Raw genomic sequence first — 22,140 nt, 5'->3', positions numbered from 1 at the left:
GCATTACCCGGGATCGAATCCACGTGCCTTTTCCTGCCCTTCCCGCCCCCTTCGCCCAGGCCCTCGCCGGCCGCGGCTACGAGGACCCGACGCCGGTCCAGGCCGCCGTCCTCGAGCCCGAGACCGAGGGGCGCGACCTCGTCGTCTCGGCCCAGACCGGCTCCGGCAAGACCGTCGCCTACGGCCTGGCCCTCGCCCGTACCCTGCTCGGCGACGCCGAGACCCTCGGCGCCCCGGGCGCCCCGCTGGCGCTGGTGATCGCGCCGACCCGCGAGCTGGCGCTCCAGGTCCATCGTGAGCTGTCCTGGCTCTACGGCCCGGCCGGCGCCCGCGTCGTCTCCTGCGTCGGCGGCATGGACCCGCGGCGCGAGAGCCGTTCGCTCGCCGACGGCGCCCATATCGTGGTCGGCACCCCGGGCCGCCTGCGCGATCACCTCGAGCGCCGCAACCTCGACCCGACGGCCCTGCGCGCCGCGGTGCTCGACGAGGCCGACGAGATGCTCGACCTCGGCTTCCGCGAGGACCTCGAGTTCATCCTCGGCACCACGCCGGCCGAGCGGCGCACGCTGCTGTTCTCCGCCACCCTGCCGAAGGCCATCGTGGCGCTGGCGGAAGCCTACCAGCGCGACGCGCTGCGCATCGCCGTCGCCGGCGAGACCAAGGCCCATGCCGACATCGAGTACCGCGCCTTCCGCATCCTGCCGCGGGAGACCGAGCTCGTGGTGGTCAACACCCTGCGCCTGGTCGAGGCGCGCACCTCGATCGTGTTCTGCAACACCCGCAACGCCGTGCGCCACCTCCAGGCGGTGCTGACCGAGCGCGGCTTCCAGGCCGTGGCGCTCTCGGGCGAGCTCGGCCAGGGCGAGCGCAACGCCGCCCTCCAGGCCCTGCGCGACGGCCGCGCCCGGGTCTGCGTCGCCACCGACGTCGCCGCCCGCGGCATCGACCTGCCGGGCCTCGGCCTCGTCATCCACGCCGAGCTGCCGCACGATGCGGAAGTGATGCAGCACCGCTCCGGCCGCACCGGCCGGGCCGGGCGCAAGGGCATCAGCGTGCTGCTGGTGCCCTCGTCCCGCCGCCGCCGGGCCGAGGAGCTGATGGCGCGCGCCAACGTCGTGCCGGTCTGGTCCGGCCCGCCGCCGGCCGACGAGATCCGCGCCCTCGACCAGGAGCGGCTGCTCCAGGATCCCCTCGTCACCGACGAGGTCAGCGACGAGGACCGGGCGATGGCCCAGTCCCTGCTCGCCCAGCGCTCGCCCGAGGATCTCGCCGCCGCCCTGGTGCGGGCCTACCGCGCCCGCATGCCCTCGCCCGAGGACGTCACCGATCCGGGCTTCGCCACCGGCCGCGGCGTCACGCCCCGGCGCGAGACCGCGATGCGGGACGGCCCGCGCGCCCCGTTCGGGTCGAGCGTGTGGTTCCGCCTCAATGTCGGCCGGCGCGACAACGCCGACCCGCGCCGCCTGCTGCCGATGCTGTGCCGCCGCGGCGACGTGACCCGCGAGGAGATCGGCGCGATCCGCATCTTCGACCGCGAGACCAAGTTCGAGGTCCGCGGCGGCGCCGCCGAGCGCTTCGCCCACACCTTCCCGCGCACCGGCCCGGCCGACCTCCAGGTCGAGCCCCTGGCCGGCGGCGAGGCTGAGGTGCCGCCGCGCCCGCGCCAGCCCCGGCGCAACACCGCCCGGCGGGGGTGAGGGCCATTCCCGGAACGGCTCCCAACCGGTAACAGGGGCCTCGCACGACACGAGGCCCCGATGACCGACACCGTCGAGATCCGCCACCGCGACACCACCGCCCGCCTCGCGCTCACCGGCGCCGAGCCGGTCTCCTGGCGGGTCGGCGGCACCGAGTACCTGTGGGGGGGCGACCCGGCGCATTGGAACCGGCACGCGCCGTGGCTCTTCCCGGTCGTCGGCGCCTCGGCGGGCGGCGCCGTCACGGTGGCGGGCCGCGCCTACCCGATGGCGCAGCACGGCTTTGCCCGCGACAGCCGCTTCGCCGTGGTCGCGCAGGCCGAGGACAGCGTCACCCTCCGCCTCGCCGACACGCCGGACACCCGGACCCACTACCCGTTCGCCTTCCGCCTCGACGTCACCGCGACGGTCCGGGACGGGGCGCTCGCCTTCGCCTGCGAGGTCCACAACCCGGGCTCGGCGCCGCTGCCCTACGGGCTCGGCTTCCATCCGGCCTTCCCGTGGCCCTTCGCCGGCGGCGCCCGCGCGGCGGATGGCGGCTACGCGGTGCGCTTCGACGCGCCGGAGCGGCCGGCGGTGCCGGAGGTCGGGCCCGGGGGGCTCCTGGTGCGCACCGAGCGGGCGCTGCCGCTCGACGGCGACACCCTGGCGCTCGACCCCGGGATGTTCACCGAGGCGCTGGTCTTCCTGAACGCCCGCAGCCGGACGATGCGCTTCACCGCGCCGTCCGGCGCCGCCATCGCCCTCGAGACCGACGGCTTCCCCCACCTCGCGGTCTGGACCAAGCCGACCGCGCCGTTCCTGTCGCTCGAATGCTGGACCGGCCACGCCGACTGGGCGGACTTCTCCGGCGAGCTGGCGGCGCGCGATTCGCAGATCCTGCTCGCGCCGGGGGCGAGCGCCCGCCACGGCGTCACCCTGCGCTTCATGCCGGCCTGACGGCCGTCAACCCGCCGTCAACCCTCGTCGGGCCCTACTCGCCGGCCTGAAGACCCGCCCGCGACCGGAGCCCGGCCCCCGATGTCCGACCGCACGTCCGATGCCGACCCCGCCGACCTGATCCTGCCCGGCGCGCCCGACGTGCGGGCGGCGGCCCTCGCCTGGCTGGCGGGCCTGGCCTCGGAGCGGCGGCTGTCGCCCAACACCGTCGAGGCCTACCGGCGCGACCTGCGCCAGTTTCTCGCCCATCTCGCCGGCCAGGGCCGGAACCCCGACATCCCGGCCCTGATCGGGCTCAAACCCCGGGACCTGCGCGGCTTCATGGCGGCGCGGCGCCAGGAGGGGGTCGGCGGGCGCAGCCTGATGCGGGCGCTCGCGGGCCTGCGCTCCTTCGCCCGCCACCTCGACCGGGAGGGCCACGGCAGCGTCGCGGCCCTCGCCGCGGTCCGCTCGCCCAAGGTCGAGCGGCGCCTGCCCCGCCCGCTGCCCGTCGCCGCCGCGGTCGCGATGGCGAGCCCCGACGTCCGCGCCGGCGACGAGCGCCCGCCCTGGGTGCTCGCCCGGGACGCCGCGGTGCTGGCGCTCCTCTACGGCTCGGGGCTTCGCATCTCGGAGGCGCTCGGCCTCCTGCGCCGCGACGCGCCGGTCGACGGGATGGATGCCGTGACGGTGATCGGCAAGGGCCAGAAGACCCGCAGCGTGCCGGTGATCCCCCAGGTCCAGGCCGCCGTGGCCGAGTACCTGCGCGCGTGCCCCTACGGGCTTCCGCCGGAGGGGCCGCTCTTCGTCGGCGCCAAGGGCGGTCCGCTCTCGCCGCGCATCGTGCAGCTCGCCGTCGCCTCGATGCGCGGGGCGCTGGGGCTGCCCGACAGCGCCACGCCGCACGCCCTGCGCCACTCCTTCGCCACCCATCTCCTCGCCCGCCAGGGCGACCTGCGGGCGATCCAGGAACTGCTGGGGCACGCCTCGCTGGCGACGACCCAGGTCTACACCAAGGTCGATGCCGCCCGCCTGCTCGATGCGTTCGATGCTGCACATCCCCGGGCCCGGGCCTCGTAGGCGGATACGGTGTCTTCGTAATCGAGTGCTAATCTTTGCCAGTTAGGACTTTAACCCCCAGGTAGCCCGTCCTGCGGCCGAGTACCGAAGGCCGGGCTCTTCCTGAAGTTGACCTGCGACGCGGACGAAGCACGATGCCGGTGAGCGACACTGATGCCCGCGGAAGCGGACCGGCCTCGGCCCTCGTCGCCGACCGCGACCCCGCCCTGCGCAGCAAGCTGGCGGCCCTGATCCGCGCCCACGATCCCTCGCTGCAGATCATCGAGGCGGCGACGAGCCGCGAGACCTGCGAGGCCTGCCTCGCCCATCGCCCGGTCCTGGCCTTCGTCGGCCTGCAATTCGAGGACGCGACCGGCCCGGAGGCCGTGGCACGGTTCAAGGCGCAGGGCTACGTCGTGCCCTGCCTGATCCTGGTCGCGACGCAGATCTTCTCGCGCTGGACGGAGGTCTCGCAGCATCTCGACGCGCACGAATTCCTGCGCCTGCCCCTCGACGAAGCCCACGTCGCCGGGCTGCTCCAGGCCCATGCGCGGCGCCGGCAGCCGACCCGCCTGCTCCTCGTCGACAGCGCCGCCCAGAGCCGCACCCTGGTGCGGCGCATCCTGGCGACCTCCGGCTTCACCCTCGCGGTCGAGGACATCGAGAGCGGCCCGCACGCCCTGAAGCTCGCCCGCCAGGCGGCCTGCGACGTCGCGCTGATCGATATCGGCCTGCGCGGCGGCGGCGGCGGGCTCGAGCTCGCCTGCCAGATCCGCGAGGTGGCGCCGGGGACCCCGCTGGTGCTGATGACCGGGGGCGACGCCGCCACCATGGCCCAGGCCTCGCGCCATTTCGGCATCGACTACGTGCTGAGGAAGCCGTTCTTCGCCCGCGACGTCGACCGGGTGCTCTACCACGTGCTCGGCCTGCGCCGGCCCTACCTCATCAACGCCACCACCGAGGCCCTGCCGGCCCAAGCCGCTTCACGCTGAATCTGCTTCACGCCGACGCGGCCGGTCACTCCGCCGGCACCTCGCGGGCGCGGCCGAGCGCGACGTGCGGCACCATCAGGGCGGCCGCGAAGGCCACCGCCGAGATCAGCAGCACCGCCCAGAAGGTCTGGTGCAGGGCGTGCTGCAGCACCACCCGCACGGTCTCCGCCTCGCCCGGCAGGCCGCCCGCCGCCAGCGCCCGCTGCAGGCCGTCGGCCGTGACGGTGCTGCCCGCCGCCGAGAGCCCGTGATTGAGCACCGCGCCGAAGACCGTGGCGCCGAGCGTGCTGCCGAGGTTGCGCGAGAAGATGTTCGAGGCGGTGGCGCTGCCGCGCTGCGTCCAGGGCACGATCTCCTGGATCAGCATCAGGGCGGCGTTGCTCAGGAGCCCCATGCCGAAGCCCATGACCAGCGACCCGGCGCCGGCCTGGACCGGCGAGCTGCCGGGCCCGAGCGTCACGAAGGCGATCGCCCCGAGCGGCAGCAGCAGGCCGCCGGCGACCAGGATGCGGCGCAGGCCGAAGCGATGCAGGTTGCGCGCCGCGAGCGTCGCGCCCATCGGCCAGCCGAGCACCATCACGGTGAGCGCCATGCCGGCGACGATCGGCGTCTGCCCCAGCACGCCCTGCACGTACATCGGCAGGAAGGTGGTGAGCCCGATCAGGGCCATGCCGGCCAGCAGCGAGGTGGCGTTGGCGGCGGCGATCGGCCGGCGGCGCCAGAGCGAGGCGTCGATCACCGGCTCCGGCGCCCGGCGCTCATGGAGCGCCAGCAGCACGGCGGCGACGAGGCCGAGCGCGACGGCGCCCGCGACGACCGGCCAGCGCCCCTCGCCGGCCTCCGTCAGCCCGACCATCAGCGCCGCGACCGTGAGGGTGAACAGGGCGGCGCCCTTCGCGTCGACGGGCCGGCGCTCGCGCCGCTCGCCCTCGTGCAGGAAGGCCACGAACAGGGCGGTCGCCACCAGGCCGACCGGCAGGTTGATCCAGAAGATCCACGACCACGAGGCGTGGGCGATGATGAAGCCGCCCGCCACCGGCCCGACCACCGCCGAGATCGCCCAGACGCTGGCGAGGAAGCCCTGGATCCGCCCGCGCTGCTCGGCGGTGTAGAGGTCGCCCACGATGGTGAGCGACACCGGCTGGATCGCCCCCGCGCCGATCCCCTGGATCAGCCGGAAGGCGATCATCGCCGGCATCGACCAGGCGAAGCCGCACAGGGTCGAGGCCGCCAGGAACACCGCGATGCCGGCGAGCAGCACGGGTTTGCGCCCATGGATGTCGGCGAGCTTGCCGAACACGATGGTGGCGGCGGTCTGGGTGAGGAGGAAGCCGGAGAAGACCCAGGCGTAGAGCGACAGCCCGCCGAGCTCGCCGACGATGCCGGGCATCGCGGTCGAGATGATGGTCGCCTCGATCGCCACCATCGCCATCGCGGCCATCACGGCGGCGATCACGAGGGGACGGCGCGTCGTCCGGGAGGTCGTCCGGGAGGTCGTCATGGTCGCGGGCTTCGGGGCAGGGGAGGGGACGAGGATCGCAGCTAAACCGATCCGTCCGGAAAGCAACCGGCGCCGGGTGCAGGCCAGACCCGCGCAATCGCGACTTACTCAGCGTAAGTCACCGGCAGGGCCGTGGTGTACTTGATCCGCTCCATCGCGAAGGCGGAACTGACGTCGTAGAGATCGACCGACTGGATCAGCCGCTTGTAGACCCGGTCGTAGGCCGCGATATCGGGCACGACGATGCGCAGCAGGTAATCGGTCTCACCGCTCATGCGATAGAACTCGACCACTTCGGGGATCGTGACCACGGCGGCGCAGAAGCGCTCGGCCCAGTCGGCGGTGTGGCGGTTGGTGCGCACCGACACGAACACCGTGACGCCGACCCGCATCCGGTCGGGATCGAGCAGGGCCACCCGGCGCTGGATCACCCCTTGGGCCTCGAGCTTCTGGATCCGCCGCCAGCACGGCGAGGCCGACAGCCCGACCCGGGCCGCGATCGCCTCGAGCGACTCGGCCGCGTTCTCCTGCAGGCACAACAGGATTTTCCGGTCGAACTCGTCCACGCAAAATTTTCCCGACCGATCGCGATCATGCGCAACCCGATTGCGCGATCATGCGGAAATCGGAGAAAATTCGCAATCCGCCTTCGCGGAGACCGTGCGATCCTGGGCCTGCCTTTCGAGACCACGAGCAAGCCCATGTCGAGCAAGACAATGTCGAAGCTGTCCTTCTCCGAGCATCCGGCCGCCGTCGGCGAGACCTATCTCGAGCATATGGGCGTCGCCACCGGCTTCGGCCTCAGCATGATCGCCGGCGGGCTGGCCTGCCTGGTGCACGGCCTGCTGCCCTTCGCCTTCACCTCGACCGGCTCGCGCACCATCGTGCGCCTGCACGACCGCATGGTGGCGAACCGCGCGCGTGCCGCGCATCACCGGGCCGAGGCGTCCTCGGCCGTCTCGGCCTGACGCATCCCGTGCTCGCCACGGCTTGACGTTTCCGGGACATTTCCGGACCCTGGCTCTGACACGGCCCCGGCGCGCGCTCGACCCCGAGCGTCCGGACAGGGGCCGGGAACCAGGGAGCATTCGTCCATGCCGTTCCTCAGGCGCGCCGTCGGCGCGCTGGCCGTCGCGCTCGGCCTCGCCACGTCGCCCGTGCAAGCCGAGACCGGCGAGGTCCGCTTCACCCGCCAGCCCGGCCTGATCTACATGCCGATGGTGCTGGCCGAGCAGCAGCGCCTGGTCGAGAAGCACGTCGCCGCGGCCGGCCTCGGCGACGTCAAGGTGAGCTGGGTCACGCTGACGAGCGGCGGCGCCTCGGTCGACGCGCTCATCTCCGGCAACGTCGATTTCGTCACCAGCGGCGCCACCAACCTGCTGCTCGCCTGGGACCGCACCCGGGGCGAGGTGAAGGGGCTCGCCGCCTCGGCCGGCGCGCCGATGCTGCTCGTCACCCGCAACCCGGCGGTGAAGACGCTCGCCGACTTCTCGGCCAAGGACCGGATCGCGGTGCCGACCGTGAAGGTCTCGGCCCAGGCCGTGATGCTGCAGATCGCCGCCGAGCGCCAGCTCGGCGAGGCCGGCCGCAACAAACTCGACCCGATCACCGTGCAGCTCGGCCACCCCGACGCGGTCGGGGCGCTCCTCGGGGGGACCAGCGAGGTCAACAGCCACTTCTCGCTGCCGCCCTACCAGCAGATCGAGCTGAAGGACCCGAAGATCCACGTCGTGCTCAACTCCTACGACGTGGTCGGCGGGCTTTTGAGCAACGCCATCGTGTTCGGCCGCGGCAAGTTCATGGACCAGAACCCCAAGACGACGGCCGCGGTGCTCGCCGCCATCGACGAGGCCAACGCCCTGATCCGCGACGACCCGAAGCGGGCGGCCGAGCTCTATCTCGGCGCCACCAAGGAGAAGTTCACGCCCGACGAGCTCGTCGCGATGATGAAGCAGCCCGGCGTCGTGTTCTCGACCACGCCCTACGGCACGATGCTGCAGGCCGACCACCTGGCGAAGGCCGGGGTGCTGAAGACCCGGCCGAAGGCGTGGACGGACTTCTTCTACAAGGCGGTGCACGGCCAGCCGGGCACCTGAGACCGGCAATCGGCGCTCGCCTCAGCGCGGCAGGATGTCGAGACCGGCGCGGCCGACGGTCAGCTCGCCGATGTCGCATTCGGCCACGCTGTCGGCCGGGAACGCGACGGCACCGGAGGCGGAGGCGCCGCCGGTGCCGTAGCCGTAGGCGGTGCGGCCCCAGCCGCTCGCCGCCCGCACCGGCCGCGCGCCGGGGCGCGGATACGGCCCGACGGCGTCGTGGTCGAACGGGGTCCACATCCGGCAATCGTAGCCGGGCAGGCCCGGGACGAGCGGGCCGACGGGCGCTGGCTCGCGGGTCCGCGGGGCGGCGAGCGCCACGGCCGGCACCAGGGCCGCGGCGATGAGGACGACGCTTCGAATCATGCCACATCCTCCCGGCCGGTCCGGCTGTCGGCCCGTCCGGTCCGAGATAGGCGAATGAGCAGGCTGCGCCAGTGGAGCGTGCGAAGGCTGGAAGGCGGATGCCGGCCGGAGCGACGTGAACCGGTTCCCGATCGGCGAGGCGCTGCGTCATCCCGGTTTCCAGGCTGCGCCGGGCCCCGGGATCACGCGCAGGGTGCGAGGGTCGTCGGGGTACGCGACGACGCAGACGGCTCAATCCCGGCAGGTGATCCGGATCGGCCGGTCGGAGGTCTTCACCGCCGGGGCGGCCTCGATCGCGCCGGTATACTCGTCCTGGGCGGCGATGCCGAAGGAGGCCGACTTGGCGTAGCCCTGCGACTCGCACCAGGCATCCGCCACCACCTGGCCGCACTCGCCGCCGGTGGTCAGGCACTCGGCGACGCCGTAGCCGTCGCTGGAGGGGATCAGGAAGGTCTTCTCCACACCGGCCGTCTGCGAGGCGGCCAGCGCCGGGGCGGCCGAGGCCAGGACACCGAGGGCGCTGAGGACGGCGAGGGCGTGACGCATGGGGCAAACCTTCTGAACGGAGCCGTCGGCATCCGGCTCCGGCCCGACACTGGGCGTGGGTGGTAAACAATCTCTCTACGCATCGTGCGAGCGGGGCGATGACGCAGGGTCCGGCAGGGGCTTGGCACCCCGCGGCGTCTGCCGTCTCGAATTGCTCACGGAATTGGGCTAACCCGGATCGGTCCTTCGCGGCGTCTCACCCGTGCAACAGGCGGCGCTCCCGTCGCCCGCGCCGGCGGCGTCCGGGGACCGCCATGGCCGGGCCCGAACCCCGACCCGGCAACGACTTAGAACCTCGGCCGGAGCGCCCGTCGGCGGCCCGGCCCGACCCCCTCCCGCAGGTGTTTCATGGCCTCGCTGTTGCGCCTCTACAACACGCTCTCCCGGGCCAAGGAACCGCTCCGGCCGATCGATTCGGGCCGGGTGCGGATGTATGCCTGCGGCCCGACCGTCTACGACGCGGCCCATATCGGCAACGCCCGGCCGCTGATCGTCTTCGACCTGCTGTTCCGGCTCCTGCGCCACCTCTACGGCGCGGACGCGGTCGCGTATGCGCGCAACGTCACCGACGTCGACGACAAGATCAACGCCCGGGCGGCCGAGCGCGGCATCACCATCCGCGAACTCACCGACGGGACGCTGGCGCAGTTCCACGACGACATCCGCCGCCTCGGCATCCTGATGCCGGGGGACGTGAACGTGCCGGGCAAGGCCCCGGCGATGATCGAGCCGCGGGCGACCGACCACATCGTCGAGATGACCGCGCTGATCGACCGGCTGGTGGCCGCCGGCCACGCCTACGTCGCCGAGGACCACGTGCTGTTCGACGTGCCCTCGATGCCCGATTACGGCGCGCTGTCGCGCCGCCCCCTCGACGAGATGGAGGCCGGCGCCCGGGTCGACGTCGCGCCCTACAAGCGCTCACCCCTCGATTTCGTGCTGTGGAAGCCGTCGAAGCTTGCTGAGCCGTCCTGGCCCTCGCCCGGCGGGATCGCGGTCCCGGGGCGGCCGGGCTGGCACATCGAGTGCTCGGCGATGGCCTGGAAGCATCTCGGCGAGACCTTCGACATCCATGCCGGCGGCATCGACCTGGTGTTTCCCCACCACGAGAACGAGGTGGCGCAGTCGCGCTGCTGCTTCGGCACGCCGGTGATGGCCAACATCTGGCTCCACAACGGCTTCCTGCAGGTCGAGGGCGAGAAGATGTCGAAGTCGCTCGGCAACTTCGTCACCCTGCGCGAGGTGCTGGCGGACTGGCCGGGCGAGGTCGTGCGCCTCGCCATGCTGCGCACCCACTACCGCCAGCCGATCGACTGGACCCTGCGCGGCCTGGAGGAGGCGAGCCGCACCCTCGACCGCTGGTACGACGCCGCCGGCGACGCGGAGGCCGGCCCGGCGCCGGACCCGGTGCTGGCGCCGCTCCTCGACGATCTCAACACCCCGGCGGCGCTCGGCGAGGTGCACCGCCTCGACGACCCGGCCGCGCTTAAGGCCGGCGCCGGCCTTCTCGGGCTCCTGGGCCAGACGAAGTCCGCGCGCGCGCTGGCGGCGGTGGCGGCCTCCGGCGTCGACGCCGCCGCGGTGGAGCGGCTCGTCGCCGAGCGCAAGGAGGCCCGCGCGCGCAAGGACTGGGCCGAATCCGACCGGATCCGCGGCGCGCTCACGGCGCTCGGGGTGACCGTGAAGGACAACAAGGACGGGACGGCGAGCTGGACCGTGACCCGCGATGGAGGACGAGCATGATCGGGAAAGGAAGCCGGATCGCTCGCGTCGTGAATTTAATTTCATCGTTATCGGTGGTATAAATGGAAGGCGTCTCAGGGCGGTCGGTCTATTTGGTTCTTGTGACGGAATCAGTACGCGAAAGCAAAAGACATCGGTCTGATTTTTCTTGGAACGCTATGTACTAGGGTGTGAAATGAGAAAAAAAGTAGCAATCGTTTGTATTCTGAAAAATGAGTACGCGGTTCTCCCGAGCTGGCTGTGCTGGCACCGACTGCTTGGATTTGAGCATTTCATAATTTTCGATGACGGATCGACCGATGGATGTTGGGAGCTTCTATGCGCAGCAAAGAAAATTTATAATATAGATCTTCGTCTGGCCAGTATATTTGGGCCGGGAGAGTACATAATTAGACAGGAGGAAGCTTATAAATTTGCTTTATCCACATATAAGGACGAATTTGAATGGTTGCTGCCTATTGATGCCGATGAATTTATAAATTTCAATCAGGTGCAGAATGTCTCGACGTTCTTAGAGCGATTCGACCATGTTGATGGAATTGCCGTCAATTGGTGCCAGTACGGATCGAGCGGCCATGTCCTCGATCCACGCGGGCCCGTCGTGGAAGCCTACACGAGGCATGGTCCGCCGGAAGGGGTTTTTGCCTCGCACGTGAAATCCTTCGTTCGCCCCGAAGCCTTCACAGGCAACTGGATCAATGTTCATTGCTTCGATCTGCCCTCGGATCGGTACGTCGATGCATCTGGAAGCCCCGTCGAATGGGGGCTTACTCCCGGAATATCCGCCCGGATGCCCAATTGGTCCGCCGCAAAGATTATGCATTTTCAAGTCAGAAGTATGCAAAGCTTCGTTGAGCGAACGAAAAAACACAGAAACTTAAGCTATACAACGGATATTTTCCGACAACTTGATACCAATCATCATGAAGATCTAGCGCCTCTCGCGAGGGCGGCCGAGTTAGATATCGAAATTTGCAGACTGCATAAGGCTGTCGAACATTCCCTGATTGAAAAATTTTTACAATGCTTGCAGGACACAATCATAAAGAATTATATCGAATCCAAAAGACCGACGCTCCGCGTCATCAAGTCTTTTCACAACACTTATCTTGCTTTTGATCCAATCGATGACTCTCTGTTTCAGGTCGAAGATGTCGGGTTGCCGGACGATAGAGGCTTGCCCGTCTACATATTTAAGGCGTTTGATTTTGTGTTCTTCATCGCATTTGCCGATAAGCGTCGCGGCGACATTCGTGCTCCTCTGATCGATGTGATCGGGTTCGCTAGAATGGCTGTTACTGGTTTCGACCAGTCGGAACGCTACGGTTTCACAAGAATTGGTAGTCAATTCTTATACTCTGCGGAGATGGGAACGAGCCGAGTGACAGTCGACAAGGTGCTGTGGAGTTCGTGGGAGATGTTCGAATTGCGCGATCCACCGAGCACGCGCGACTTCGAGGAGGTTGCCGGCATCTGGACGGCGGCGACGCGCAGTCCGGGCGACGAGGCAGGTGCGTCTTTCGATTTCCGCAGCGCTGTCCAAGCCGTCGATGCTCGTGGGATTTTCGATGAAATTCGCGCAATCGATAAAGATGATGCAATTTTAGTCTTGCGGTCCGTTGGCCTCGACAAGGGTTGCGCGAACGCGATCTACAACAATCGCCGATAAAAAGGGCGGCGGTCGCGGGTTGTGCGAGGGGTCCGGGATGAGCCAGCGGCTCTCGCCTCCGAAGTCAATGTTGCACGCTTGCCGGGTGATCTGGGATGTCATACGCAATCCGGAAGACAATTTCCGGGTTGCGTATGACCAGCCTGCGCGGCGCCTGAGCGAAGCCGAAGCTCGCATTGCTAAGCAACCAATCGACTGTACTGCCGGTCAAGGGTCAATTTGCACGGCTCAGCTTGGTGTAGCCGTGCGGGTGCTTGGTCGTTCACCGGCGGGAGCGCGTCAAGGCGGGCGCTGCGCTCTTGCACTTCGCGCGACAAAGCCTTGACCCGCTCCCACCGGCAACGACCAAGCTCGGCAAGAGGAGCGATGAAGACATCGCTCCTCTTGCTCATCAAGGGTTAGCTCCCGCGTTGGAAGGGGCGGTCTCCTCCACCTGACTGGCCTCGCCCTTCTGCAGTTTGCTGGCCTCGAACGTCGTATCGTCGCGCACCAGGGCGTTGGCCAGCACCACCAGGCGCCGGCCGGACGTCACGATCGCTACCTTGGCCGGCTTGCCCGTCCCTCGCATCGCCCGGTGGGATTGCCCCGCTGATACTGCCGGCGAATCCTTCTGTCTGTTTAGCTCGTTGACGTGGCGGCATAATCCGACGCTCGCGAAGGCTCGTCATGTCGCTGCAGCCAAGCTCGCCCGCCGAGGTTCCCAGCCAGACAGCCGCCGTAGCCCGAGCCGCGTTTCCGCGGGGCAATCCCTGCCTCCGGTTGAGGGATGAACTCGGCACCGTGTTCACCGAGGCGCAGTTCACGGCGTTGTTCTCCGCCCGTGGCCGCCCGGCCGAAGCGCCCTGGCGGCTGGCTCTCGTCACCGTGCTGCAGTTCGCCGAGAACCTCTCCGATCGCCGCGCAGCCGAGGCGGCGCGTGGCCGCATCGACTGGACGTATCTCCTGAGCCTCGATCTCACCGATCCGGGCTTCGACGCCTCGGTGCTGTGCGAGTTCCGCTCCCGCCTCGTGGCCGGCCACGCCGAGACGCTCCTGCTCGACACGCTCCTGGCTCTCTGCCGCGAGCGTTGGCTTCTGGTGGCGCGAGGCCGTCAGCGCACCGACAGCACGCACGTCTTGGGGGCCGTACGCAGCCTCAACCGCCTCGGTTGTGCGTGTCGCCCTCAATATCGGCCGGATCGCCGATTGGCTGTCGGGTGAGACCATCGCAGAGACCCGACGATCACTCTTCGCTCGCCTCATCAGCCAAGCTGCCTGAGCCGCTGCATTCGTCAGCAGTATCCGATCCGGGACAATCCCAATCCCAATCCCAAACGGCGGATCGGTCGAGATCTTGAAGGTCTCGGACCGGTGCGGCTGCAGGCCGAACGCTCGCCAGACCCGACCGACCGTCGCGCCCGATACCCCGCTGGCCTTGGCCATGCTGCGCCGGCTCCAGTGAGTGGCACCCTGCGGCCGCTCGCAGAGCGTGCGGTCGATCAACTCGGCGACCTGTTCGTCGCCGATCCGGCGCGGGGCAGCGGAGCGAGGCTCGTCGAGCAGCCCGTCCACGCGCTGACGGGCGAAGCGCTCGCGCCACTTGCCGACCGTATGCTTGCCGATGGCGAGGTCTGCCGCGATGGCAGTGTTGCTCAGGCCGTCAGCGGCCAGCGGCACGATCCTGGCCCGCAAGGCCGGGCCTTGAGCGGTTTTGCGGCGGCGAGCCAGGCTCTCGATCTCGCCTCGCTCTCCCTCGCTTAGCTCCGGTATGGTGGGTATACGGTAGGGCATCAATAGGCGCGGCCCTATTGATCAGGGCCGCTTGCCCTGGTCGTGCTAGGGGTTGCCGCCAGCCGTGATCGAAGGCATGCGAGAATGCGCCAGATCCGTATTGGGTGGCCGTGTGGCGGGACATTCACAAACGCATGGTACAGGCGTTGGGGATGTGCGATCACGCGCCTGCCGCGTGATCGTGCGGGTCAGCGTGTCGATTGATCCGTTGGACGTGGCAACCCATTTGCTTGTGAAGGAACGCGGGCCTGAAAGCGGCAGGTGCTGCTGCCCAGTGCGCAGGTGGTTGGTACTGAAACGACAAAGGGCGGCCAATCTCGGAAGCAATTTATCAGAGTGCTGCCGACGTCGAACGATCAAAAAATAAAATATATCATCGGGTTGCGTTCGGGTGGCGGGTTGCCGGGGTGCTCAGGAGAGAGACATGGTTGCGGTACTGAAGTCCAGGGCCGATATCGGATCGGCTGTGGACGGTTTTAATTTCTACGGTCGGGTCGAAAAGATGTCCCACCGGTACGTGGCTGGTTGGGCGTTCATCTCTGACATGCCTGGCTATTCGTGCAAATTGGAGGTCTGGGTCGGCCAGCAGAATCTTGCCACGATCAGGGCGGACATTCCCCGTGACGATGTCGCTGAGCATGCGGCTGACCATCGCTCGTGTGGGTTCTTGTTCGAGTTCGACGAAAAGGAGATGGTCAGGAAGTTCCCTTCGATCGAAGAGTTTTGGGACTCGATATCGATAAGATTGGTTGGACAGGATGTCGAGCTAGATAAGAGTCATGCCGAGCTCGAGAGGCCGGACGTTATCTCCGCTAGGATCAAGAAATTTAACCCGCCGTCGTTAATCGGTTATTTTGACGGGCTCAAGGACTTCAAGCTGACGGGGTGGTGCGCCGACAGTAATAATTCTGATGCGCCTCAGCAGTTATGCGTAAAGATTGACGATTCGATCGTTGGTTTTGCGACCTGTAATATTTTTAGAAGCGACCTGATCCCGCAGATTCCGAGCGGGATAGGAGGATTCGAATTCAAGATACCCCTCGAATTTTTCGACGACCGGCCGCACTACGTTCAGGTCGTCGAAGCAGTGTCGGGTTTCAATCTGCTGGGATCGCCGCAGGTCGTTGTTCTCAAGAACACGTTGCCCGACGCGGCGCAATCGGTCTCCGAGCTTGGCGCTCTCGTGAACCGTCTCGAAGCCGATCTCGACGTGCTCAAGAAGTTCGTCGAAAAGCGCAACCTCGAAGCCGGCGCCAGTCTCAATAACTACAACTACATCTACAAAAACTTCATCCGTACCAATTCGCTGACCCAGCACAAGCTGCGGACGCAGTCCGAAGAGGAGGGCGGTCCGCTCATCTCGGTCGTCATGCCGACCTACGAGGGCAATCCCGCCTTCATCCATGCCGCGATCGAGAGTGTCCGGAAGCAGATCTACACCCGCTGGGAACTCGTGATATCGGATGACGGCACGACGAATAAGGACTGCCTGGACGTCCTCAACGATGCGGCCAGCGAGGATTCCCGTATCGTCGTCCTGCTCAACGACGAGCGCGGAGGAATCTCCAACAACACCAACCGCGCCCTGAAGGCGGCGCGCGGCGACATCGTTGCCTTCATGGACTACGACGACCTGATCGAGCCCGAGGCCCTTCTGCTCGCAGCCGAGGCTTTCGCCACGGGGCGTTACGACGTCGTCTACTCCGACGAGGACAAGATCGACGAGCGCGGCGAGTTCGTGCAGCCGCACTACAAGCCGGCCTTCAACTACGATCTCCTGCTGGGGGTGAACTACATCTGCCACATGGTGTTCGTGGCGAAGGCGAAGCTCGTGGAGGTCGGCTTCCTGCGGCCGGACTTCGACGGGGCCCAGGATTGGGACCTGCTGCTCAGGCTGAGCGAGAAGACCCCGGCCCACCGGATCGGACACATCCCGCGCGTGCTCTATCACTGGCGCATCTCGTCGACCTCGACAGCCGCATCGACGTCGGCGAAGTCGTACGTGGTGAATGCGGGCTTGACCGCGGTGCAGGCGCACCTGTCGCGCGCCTCGCGGCCGGCTGAGGCTTCGGTCGCGGATCCGGCGTTCCCGTTCCCATCCGTGGTCTGGCGGGCGGATCCCGACGACGTGGTGTCGGTCATCATCCCGACTCGCGATCACGTCGACCTCGTCATCAACTGCGTCTCGTCGCTGCGGATGACTACACGGAACGTCAAGCTCGAGATCATCGTCGCCGACAACGGTAGCTCCGAGACGTCGCGGAGCGCGCTGGAGATGCTGGAGACGACGGCCGGCGTGAAGACCGTGCGGTGGGACGGTCCCTTCAACTACTCGGCGATCAACAATTATGCAGTCCGGCAGGCGACGGGAAAATATATTCTGCTCCTGAACAATGATGTGTATTTCTCGAGCCATGGCTGGCTCAGCGCGATGCTCGGCGCGGTGCAGCGTGACCGGGTGGGGGCGGTCGGCCTGAAGCTCCTGTATCCGGACGCGACCGTGCAGCACGACGGCGTGATCATCGGGCAGGGCGGCGTCGCCGGGCACGCCTTCATCGGCCTGAACCAGGCTGATGCCGGCTATTTCTGCCGCGGCCGGCTGAACCAGGAGGTGTCGGCGGTCACCGCCGCATGCCTGCTGGTCTCGAAGGAGAGCTTCGAGGCGGTCGGGGGCCTGGACGAGAAGGATCTGACGGTCGCGTTCAACGACGTCGATCTCTGCCTCAAGCTGCGTCGGGCCGGCTTGAGGAACCTGCTGATCAACACGCACTTCGCGTATCACGCCGAGTCCAAGTCACGCGGGTACGAGGATTCGCCGGCCAAGCAGGCGCGGTTCCTCAAGGAGATCGCGCATATGCGCCGCAAGTGGGGAGCCGTGCTGAAGAACGATCTGTTCTACAACCCGAACTTCGACCTCGAGCGGCATCCCTACACCGAAGTCGATCTCGAATACGCTTCGCAGCAGACCTGCCTGCTGGGGGGGGGCACGCTGGTCAGGTCGGACAAGGCCGACGGCTGAGCGATCGCTGCGGGCGGCCTCCGCGGGCCGCCCGACCATCGGATATCCGGGCCGGCGGTGCCGCCTGTCAGACCCGATGCGCCGTCGGATCCACGGTGCTCTCCTCGACCACCGTGGGCCAGACCACCGCCTGGGCGACGATCACGTCCGTGCCGTTGAACGTACAGGACGGCGAGCCGTAGAGGCGATAGCCCATGGCCAGCGCCTCCGAGATCCGGCGGCAGAAGCTCGCGTCGTCCTTTCCGGTCATCAGGCGGTAGGGCAGCAGGTCATGCGGGGGCTTCGCGTCCAAGGTGACGTCCTCGTGCATCGAATTGGGCAACGGTGTGCGGGAGGGCCTCCGGGCCGTGACGGGGCGCTCCGGCGGCGCGGTCCCGGCACGGTCCGGAGACGGGCGGGCGAAAAGGACCTCAGAACTTCTCCTCGATCAGCGCTTCCGCCTCCGGCCGCGGCGCAGTCCGCTCGGTCGCGGCGCGCAGCATCGGCACCACCTGCTCGGGCTCCTCGGCGACGAGGTAGCTGAGGTCGAGGCCCTCGCGGATGAAGCCGGTGCGGCGCATGTGGTCGAGGAGGCCGAGGAACGGCGCCCAGAAATCGGCCACCGAGAGCAGCAGGATCGGCTTGGCGTGCTGGCCGAGCTGCGACCAGGTCATCTGCTCGACCAGCTCCTCCAGAGTCCCGATGCCGCCGGGCATCGCCACGAAGGCGTCCGAGCGGTCGAACATCAGCTTCTTGCGGGTGTGCATGTCGGAGACCACGATGGTCTCCTGCACGTCGTCGAGCATGCGCTCGCGCGACTTCAGGAAATCCGGGATGATGCCGGTGACGTGGCCGCCATGGTCGAGCACCGCCCGCGCCACCGTACCCATCAACCCGACATTGCCGCCGCCATAGACCAGGGCGATGCCGGCTTCCGCCAGGTGGCGGCCGAGCGCCCGCGCCGACGCCTCGAAGACCGGATCGGTGCCGAACCCCGAGCCGCAATACACGCAAACCGTCCGCATCGAGTCTCCGCACCGTTCGCGGCCGAAACCGGCCGTCCCATCCGTCCCACGCAATGTCCCGGCCGGGCCGGCGCGATTCGCGCCGCGTGGTCTCGCCCCGCCACTCCTGTTACTATGAGGGCGATGGCGTGGGCGTGTCGACCGGAGGCGAAAGGTCGCGCGGCCGGCCGGGACAAAAAGGCCGGCAGACCGGCCGACTTCGCGGGGGACCCGTGAGCGGGAGTGTTGCGCCGAGAGGTTTGCGCCATGAGGTTTGCGCCATGACGACCGAGTTGCGGACGACCGAGCTGCGCAGGGGGCTGGCCCTCGCGGCCGTGGGCCTCGTCGCCGGATTCGTGCTCATCGGCGTCGCCGCGAGCGGCACGCGCCTGTTCTCGCTCGTCTCGCCCGAGCCGGCCGTGCCGGGGACGCCGTCGCAGGCGCCCCCCGCGCCGCAGGCGACGGCGCCCGCCGGGGCGCCGGCCCCGCTCGCGGCCCTCACGGGCAAGCCGGTCGAGGCGGCGGGCGCCGCGCCCTCCTTCGACGTCATCCGGGTCGAGCCCGACGGGGCGAGCGTCGTCGCCGGGCGCAGCCACCCGGGGGCGGAGGTCGAGGTGCTGCGCGACGGCGAGCCCTTCGCCCGCACCCGGGCGGACGCGGCCGGCAACTTCGCCCTGGTGCCGCCGGCCCTGCCGCCCGGCACGAGCGAGATCACCCTGCGCAGCACCGCGCCGGACGGCAGCACGGCCCTCGGCCGGGCCAGCGCCGTGGTGATGGTGGCGCAGGATCGCCGCAGCAAGCCCCTCGTCGCCGTCACGGCCCCCGGCCAGCCGACCGCGGTGCTCTCCCTGCCGGAGGCCAAGCCCCCGGCAGGGAAAAGTGAGCCCCCGGCAGGGAAAAGTGAGCTCTCGGCAGGGAAGAGTGAGCGCCCGGCCGTCGGGACCGGCGAGGTCGCCAAGATCGAGACCGGCAAGATCGACACCGGCAAGCCCGGGGCGGCCGGTCCCGCCGCTCCGCCGTCCGGCCCGGCGCCGGTCAAGGTCGTCGGCGTCGATGCCGAGGCGGGCGGGCGGCTCTACGTGACCGCGCAGGGCGCCCCGAAGGCCGATCTGCGGCTCTACCTCAACGACACGCTGGTGGCGCCCGGCAAGGCGGGGCCGGACGGGCGCGTCGCCTTCACGATCGGGAGCGGCGTCAAGCCCGGCGACTACCGGGTGCGGGTCGATCAGGTCGATCCCGCCTCCGGCGCGGTGAAGACCCGGGCCGAGACGGCCTTCGCGGTGCCGGCGACGCTCGGCCCGGTTCCCGCCGCGGCGCCGGGCGGACCCGGCGGGCGTGCGGCCCGTCTCCCCTCGACGCCCGGCGCCCCGGCGCCCGCGGAGACGCCGTCTCCGGCCGAGCGGGTGCCGGGCGCCGAGGCGGTCCGCATTCCCGCCGACGCCGCCCCGCCCGAGCCCGGCGCGGTCTTCGTGCCCGGCATCAGCACGGCGACGGTCACCCGCGGCGACAACCTGTGGAACATCAGCCGCAAGGCCTACGGCCGGGGCCTGCGCTACACCGTGATCTTCGACGCCAACCAGGGCCAGATCCGCGATCCCAACCGGATCTATCCCGGCCAGGTCTTCGTGCTGCCCGGCGAGGCGCCGCAGGGGCCGGGCGCGGCGCCGGAGAGAAGCGGCTGACGCCCGGCCCGCCGCGCCGGCTTTGCGTGCGGATGCGGCGCCGGCCCGTGCCGGCGTCCACCCGGCGCAGGGCCGGCTCGCGCCCGGCGCGCTGTCTCCCTGTCGCGTCCTGGCCTATAGGCGGTGGCGATCCCGTCCGGAACCGGTTCCTTGTCCACCACCCAGACCCCCCCGGCCGAGCCCGAGCGGCCCGGCCTCGTCGCGACCTACCGGCGCCTGTGGCCCTATCTCTGGCCCCATGGCCGGCCCGACCTGCAGCGCCGCGTCTTCACCGCCTTCGGGCTGCTGCTCGTCGCCAAGGTCGTCACCCTGGCGATGCCGTTCACCTTCAAGTGGGCGACCGACGCGCTCGTGGCGGCGGTGGGCGGCAAGGAGGGGAGCGTCCCGACCGGGATCTGGGCCGCGCCGGCCCTGATGATCCTGCTCTACGGCACGGCGCGGATCGCCATGGCGCTCCTGACCCAGGTGCGCGACGGGCTGTTCGCCAAGGTGGCGATGCACGCGGTGCGGCGGCTGGCGCTGCAGACCTTCCGGCACATGCATCAGCTGTCCCTGCGCTTCCACCTCGAGCGCAAGACCGGCGGCCTGACCCGGGTGCTCGAGCGCGGCCGCAACGGCATCGAGGAACTCTCGCGCCTGATGGTGCTGACGCTGGTGCCGACCATCGTCGAGTTCCTGCTCGTGCTCGGCACGCTCGCCTACGAGTTCAGCCTGTCCTACTCGGCGGTCGTGCTCGTCATGGTGGCGGCCTATCTCGGCTACACCTACAAGGCCACGGAGTGGCGCATCGCCATCCGCCGGCGGATGAACGAGTCCGACACCGACGCCAACACCAAGGCGGTGGATTCGCTGCTCAACTACGAGACGGTGAAGTATTTCGGGGCGGAAGCCCGCGAGACCGCCCGCTACGACCAGTCGATGGCCCGCTACGAGAAGGCCTCGACCCAGACCTACGTCTCGCTCGCGGTGCTGAACGCCGGCCAGGCGGTGATCTTCACGATCGGCATGAGCGTGGTGATGTGGCTCGCCGCGCGCGACATCATGGCCGGGCGGGCGACGATCGGCGGCTTCGTGCTGGTCAACACCATGCTTGTCCAGCTCTCGATGCCGCTCAACTTCATGGGCATGATCTACCGCGAGATCAAGCAGGCGCTGATCGACATCGACGACATGTTCAAGATCCTGCACCGCAATCCGGAGATCGCCGACCGGCCGGGCGCGCCGCCGCTCGCGGTCTCCGACGCGGTGGTGCGGTTCGAGAACGTCCACTTCGCCTACGTGCCCGAGCGGCCGATCCTGCGCGGCATCAGCTTCACGGTGCCGGCGGGGCGCACCGTCGCGATCGTCGGGCCGTCGGGTGCGGGCAAGTCCACCCTGTCGCGCCTGCTGTTCCGGTTCTACGAGCCGCAATCCGGGCGCATCACGGTCGACGGGCAGGACATCGCGGACGTGCAGCAGGACTCGTTGCGCGCGGCGATCGGCATGGTGCCGCAGGACACGGTGCTGTTCAACGACACGATCGGCTACAACGTCCGCTACGGCCGCTGGGAGGCCTCCGAGGAGGAGGTGCGCGAGGCGGCGCGACTGGCCCAGATCGACCGCTTCATCGCCGCCCTGCCGGAGGGCTACGACACGCCGGTCGGCGAGCGCGGCCTGAAGCTCTCGGGCGGCGAGAAGCAGCGCGTCGCCATCGCCCGCACCATCCTGAAGGGGCCGCCGATCCTCGTCCTCGACGAGGCGACCTCGGCCCTCGATTCCTTTACCGAGCGCGAGATCCAGGACGCCCTCGACCGGGTCAGCCGCGGCCGCACCACCCTCGTCATCGCCCACCGCCTCTCGACCGTGGTCGGCGCCGACGAGATCATCGTCCTCGACCAGGGCCGCATCGCCGAGCGCGGCACCCACGGGGCGCTGCTGGCGCAGGGCGGCGTCTACGCGGCGATGTGGAACCGCCAGCGCGAGGCGGAGGCCGCCCGCGAGGCGCTGAAGCGGGCCGAGTCCGAGGAGGGCGAGAGCCTGCGCACGCATCTGGAGCCGGGAGAGGTTCCGGGGCCGGCGGCGAAGGCGCCGGAGCCCGCCGTGGTGTCATGAGCGGAAGG

The 22,140-nt window shown here is 68.9% G+C and carries 18 protein-coding genes and 2 pseudogenes; 12 read left to right on the top strand and 8 right to left on the bottom strand.

Annotation, left to right across the window (positions count from 1 at the left end; all coding sequences use genetic code 11):
* Positions 1-23: 23 nt before the first annotated feature.
* From A5481_RS08250 to A5481_RS08235, 4 genes are all read left to right on the top strand, one after another.
* Positions 24-1,697: a DEAD/DEAH box helicase gene (locus A5481_RS08250; RefSeq protein WP_048434179.1), complete on the top strand. Its 1,674-nt coding sequence runs from the start codon at positions 24-26 to the stop codon at positions 1,695-1,697.
* A 60-nt stretch (positions 1,698-1,757) separates the two neighbouring features.
* Positions 1,758-2,636 carry an aldose 1-epimerase family protein gene (locus A5481_RS08245; protein WP_048434178.1) on the top strand — a complete coding sequence of 293 codons (879 nt, stop codon included), beginning with the start codon at positions 1,758-1,760 and terminating at the stop codon, positions 2,634-2,636.
* Positions 2,637-2,717: 81 nt separating this feature from the next.
* Positions 2,718-3,695 carry a tyrosine recombinase XerC gene (locus A5481_RS08240; protein WP_048434177.1) on the top strand — a complete coding sequence of 326 codons (978 nt, stop codon included), beginning with the start codon at positions 2,718-2,720 and terminating at the stop codon, positions 3,693-3,695.
* A 140-nt stretch (positions 3,696-3,835) separates the two neighbouring features.
* Complete coding sequence (locus A5481_RS08235) at positions 3,836-4,666, top strand: response regulator (RefSeq protein WP_156311857.1); 831 nt, start codon at positions 3,836-3,838, stop codon at positions 4,664-4,666.
* A gap of 25 nt (positions 4,667-4,691) precedes the next feature.
* On the opposite strand, the gene A5481_RS08230 is transcribed toward A5481_RS08235, so the two are convergent.
* Entirely contained in the window at positions 4,692-6,167 is a 1,476-nt protein-coding gene (locus A5481_RS08230) for an MDR family MFS transporter (protein WP_048434175.1), read from the bottom strand.
* A gap of 104 nt (positions 6,168-6,271) precedes the next feature.
* Positions 6,272-6,733, bottom strand: coding sequence for an Lrp/AsnC family transcriptional regulator (locus A5481_RS08225; RefSeq protein WP_048434174.1), 462 nt, complete (start codon positions 6,731-6,733; stop codon positions 6,272-6,274).
* 135 nt (positions 6,734-6,868) lie between these two features.
* Here A5481_RS08225 and A5481_RS08220 point away from each other — a divergent pair, with 135 nt between their 5' ends.
* A complete protein-coding gene (locus A5481_RS08220) occupies positions 6,869-7,135 on the top strand; it encodes a DUF6356 family protein (protein ID WP_048434173.1) in 267 nt (88 codons plus the stop codon).
* Between the two features lie 126 nt (positions 7,136-7,261).
* Positions 7,262-8,263, top strand: coding sequence for an ABC transporter substrate-binding protein (locus A5481_RS08215; RefSeq protein WP_048434172.1), 1,002 nt, complete (start codon positions 7,262-7,264; stop codon positions 8,261-8,263).
* Positions 8,264-8,284: 21 nt separating this feature from the next.
* On the opposite strand, the gene A5481_RS08210 is transcribed toward A5481_RS08215, so the two are convergent.
* Together A5481_RS08210 and A5481_RS08205 are read right to left on the bottom strand one after the other, a co-directional pair.
* Positions 8,285-8,629, bottom strand: a complete 345-nt coding sequence (locus tag A5481_RS08210) for a hypothetical protein (protein WP_048434171.1) — start codon at positions 8,627-8,629, stop codon at positions 8,285-8,287.
* Positions 8,630-8,860: 231 nt separating this feature from the next.
* Positions 8,861-9,175: a hypothetical protein gene (locus A5481_RS08205; protein WP_048434170.1), complete on the bottom strand. Its 315-nt coding sequence runs from the start codon at positions 9,173-9,175 to the stop codon at positions 8,861-8,863.
* 348 nt (positions 9,176-9,523) lie between these two features.
* Here A5481_RS08205 and cysS point away from each other — a divergent pair, with 348 nt between their 5' ends.
* Entirely contained in the window at positions 9,524-10,918 is a 1,395-nt protein-coding gene (cysS, locus tag A5481_RS08200; protein WP_048434169.1) for a cysteine--tRNA ligase, read from the top strand.
* A 148-nt stretch (positions 10,919-11,066) separates the two neighbouring features.
* The gene (locus A5481_RS32250; RefSeq protein WP_156311856.1) at positions 11,067-12,587 is read left to right on the top strand and encodes a glycosyltransferase family 2 protein; all 1,521 of its coding nucleotides are present in this window, start codon (positions 11,067-11,069) and stop codon (positions 12,585-12,587) included.
* Between the two features lie 391 nt (positions 12,588-12,978).
* Here the strand turns inward: A5481_RS32250 and A5481_RS35905 are convergent, their stop codons facing one another.
* The gene (locus tag A5481_RS35905; protein ID WP_156311855.1) at positions 12,979-13,119 is read right to left on the bottom strand and encodes a hypothetical protein; all 141 of its coding nucleotides are present in this window, start codon (positions 13,117-13,119) and stop codon (positions 12,979-12,981) included.
* A gap of 134 nt (positions 13,120-13,253) precedes the next feature.
* Between A5481_RS35905 and A5481_RS08195 the strand changes: the two are divergent.
* A pseudogene (locus tag A5481_RS08195) lies at positions 13,254-13,733 on the top strand (transposase); the annotation flags it as partial.
* Between the two features lie 288 nt (positions 13,734-14,021).
* Here the strand turns inward: A5481_RS08195 and A5481_RS32245 are convergent.
* Positions 14,022-14,357 (bottom strand): annotated as a pseudogene (locus A5481_RS32245) (helix-turn-helix domain-containing protein); the annotation flags it as partial.
* A 424-nt stretch (positions 14,358-14,781) separates the two neighbouring features.
* Here A5481_RS32245 and A5481_RS08185 point away from each other — a divergent pair.
* Entirely contained in the window at positions 14,782-17,376 is a 2,595-nt protein-coding gene (locus A5481_RS08185) for a glycosyltransferase family 2 protein (RefSeq protein ID WP_082173136.1), read from the top strand.
* Between the two features lie 67 nt (positions 17,377-17,443).
* On the opposite strand, the gene A5481_RS08180 is transcribed toward A5481_RS08185, so the two are convergent.
* Positions 17,444-17,668, bottom strand: a complete 225-nt coding sequence (locus A5481_RS08180; RefSeq protein WP_156311854.1) for a DUF1737 domain-containing protein — start codon at positions 17,666-17,668, stop codon at positions 17,444-17,446.
* Positions 17,669-17,786: 118 nt separating this feature from the next.
* Positions 17,787-18,380: an LOG family protein gene (locus A5481_RS08175; RefSeq protein ID WP_048434165.1), complete on the bottom strand. Its 594-nt coding sequence runs from the start codon at positions 18,378-18,380 to the stop codon at positions 17,787-17,789.
* Positions 18,381-18,640: 260 nt separating this feature from the next.
* Here A5481_RS08175 and A5481_RS08170 point away from each other — a divergent pair, with 260 nt between their 5' ends.
* Together A5481_RS08170 and A5481_RS08165 are read left to right on the top strand one after the other, a co-directional pair.
* Positions 18,641-20,041 carry a LysM peptidoglycan-binding domain-containing protein gene (locus A5481_RS08170; RefSeq protein ID WP_048434164.1) on the top strand — a complete coding sequence of 467 codons (1,401 nt, stop codon included), beginning with the start codon at positions 18,641-18,643 and terminating at the stop codon, positions 20,039-20,041.
* A 150-nt stretch (positions 20,042-20,191) separates the two neighbouring features.
* Positions 20,192-22,132 carry an ABCB family ABC transporter ATP-binding protein/permease gene (locus tag A5481_RS08165; RefSeq protein WP_082173135.1) on the top strand — a complete coding sequence of 647 codons (1,941 nt, stop codon included), beginning with the start codon at positions 20,192-20,194 and terminating at the stop codon, positions 22,130-22,132.
* Positions 22,133-22,140: the final 8 nt, after the last annotated feature.

The sequence above is a fragment of the Methylobacterium platani genome (genome assembly GCF_001653715.1).
Taxonomy (GTDB): Bacteria; Pseudomonadota; Alphaproteobacteria; order Rhizobiales; family Beijerinckiaceae; genus Methylobacterium; species Methylobacterium platani.
This window is presented reverse-complemented; position numbering and strand designations above follow the sequence as displayed.